1 rRNA gene is annotated in these 2195 nt (G+C 57.4%); it reads left to right on the top strand.

Annotation, left to right across the window (positions count from 1 at the left end):
* Positions 1-257: 257 nt before the first annotated feature.
* Positions 258-2195, top strand: a 23S ribosomal RNA gene (locus tag ACZ45Z_RS33215); the annotation flags it as partial.

Below are 2195 nucleotides of genomic sequence, written 5' to 3'. Positions count from 1 at the left end.
TCGTCGGCAAATGTTCGACGGTGGTTGCTCATGGGTGGAACGTTGACTATTCGGCACGGTTTGCACGGTTTGCTAGTACTGCTTCGGCGTGGAAAGTGAATCGGGTGGATCGGGTCGGGCACGCTGTTGGGTATCTGAGGGTACGGGCTTTGAGTCTGTATCTTCGCGATGCCGGCCCCAGTGAACTCGCTCTGTGGAGCGGGGTGGTGGGTGGCTGGTCGTTGCTTGAGAACTGCACAGTGGACGCGAGCATCTGTGGCCAAGTTTTTAAGGGCGCACGGTGGATGCCTTGGCACCAGGAACCGATGAAGGACGTGGGAGGCCACGATAGGCCCCGGGGAGCTGTCAACCAAGCTTTGATCCGGGGGTGTCCGAATGGGGAAACCCGGCAGTCGTCATGGGCTGTCACCCATACCTGAACACATAGGGTATGTGGAGGGAACGCGGGGAAGTGAAACATCTCAGTACCCGCAGGAAGAGAAAACAACCGTGATTCCGGGAGTAGTGGCGAGCGAAACCGGATGAGGCCAAACCAGTCACGTGTGATACCCGGCAGGGGTTGCGTGGTTGGGGTTGTGGGATCTCTTTTTTACGGTCTGCCGGCCGTGAGACGAGTCAGAAACCGTTGGTGTAGGCGAAGGACATGCGAAAGGTCCGGCGTAGAGGGTAAGACCCCCGTAGCTGAAACATCAACGGCTCGTTTAAGAGACACCCAAGTAGCACGGGGCCCGAGAAATCCCGTGTGAATCTGGCGGGACCACCCGTTAAGCCTAAATATTCCCTGGTGACCGATAGCGGATAGTACCGTGAGGGAATGGTGAAAAGTACCGCGGGAGCGGAGTGAAATAGTACCTGAAACCGTGTGCCTACAAGCCGTGGGAGCGTCGCGCATCGAGTTTACTCGGTGCGTCGTGACTGCGTGCCTTTTGAAGAATGAGCCTGCGAGTTTGCGGTATGTTGCGAGGTTAACCCGTGTGGGGAAGCCGTAGCGAAAGCGAGTCCGAATAGGGCGTTGAGTAGCGTGCCCAAGACCCGAAGCGGAGTGATCTAGCCATGGGCAGGTTGAAGCGGAGGTAAGACTTCGTGGAGGACCGAACCCACCAGGGTTGAAAACCTGGGGGATGACCTGTGGTTAGGGGTGAAAGGCCAATCAAACTCCGTGATAGCTGGTTCTCCCCGAAATGCATTTAGGTGCAGCGTCGTGTGTTTCTTGCCGGAGGTAGAGCACTGGATAGGCGATGGGCCCTACCGGGTTACTGACCTTAGCCAAACTCCGAATGCCGGTAAGTGAGAGCGCGGCAGTGAGACTGTGGGGGATAAGCTCCATGGTCGAGAGGGAAACAGCCCAGAGCATCGACTAAGGCCCCTAAGCGTGTGCTAAGTGGGAAAGGATGTGGAGTCGCAGAGACAACCAGGAGGTTGGCTTAGAAGCAGCCATCCTTGAAAGAGTGCGTAATAGCTCACTGGTCAAGTGATTCCGCGCCGACAATGTAGCGGGGCTCAAGCACACCGCCGAAGTCGTGTCATTCCAGCATGAGGGCCAACGCCCGCTGGGATGGGTAGGGGAGCGTCGTGTGCCGGGTGAAGCAGCCGTGGAAACGAGTTGTGGACGGTTCACGAGTGAGAATGCAGGCATGAGTAGCGATACACACGTGGGAAACGTGTGCGCCGATTGACTAAGGGTTCCTGGGTCAAGCTGATCTGCCCAGGGTAAGTCGGGACCTAAGGCGAGGCCGACAGGCGTAGTCGATGGACAACCGGTTGATATTCCGGTACCCGCTTTGAAACGCCCAGTACTGAATCAGGCGATGCTAAGCCCGTGAAGCCGGCCTGGAGTCTTCGGACAAAGGGACGTGGTGGAGCCGGTGACCCAGACTTGTAGTAGGTAAGCGATGGGGTGACGCAGGAAGGTAGTCCAGCCCGGGCGGTGGTTGTCCCGGGGTAAGGGTGTAGCCCGTCATCCAGGTAAATCCGGATGGCGTATAAGGGTGAGACCTGATGCCGAGCCGATTGTGGTGAAGTGGATGATCCTATGCTGTCGAGAAAAGCCTCTAGCGAGTTTCATGGCGGCCCGTACCCTAAACCGACTCAGGTGGTCAGGTAGAGAATACCGAGGCGTTCGGGTGAACTATGGTTAAGGAACTCGGCAAAATGCCCCCGTAACTTCGGGAGAAGGGGGGCCATTTCCGGTGATG

The organism is Streptomyces sp. NPDC031210 (genome assembly GCF_055570395.1).
The sequence above is the reverse complement of the archived record's forward strand: the minus strand, read 5'-3'. Positions and strand labels throughout refer to the sequence as shown.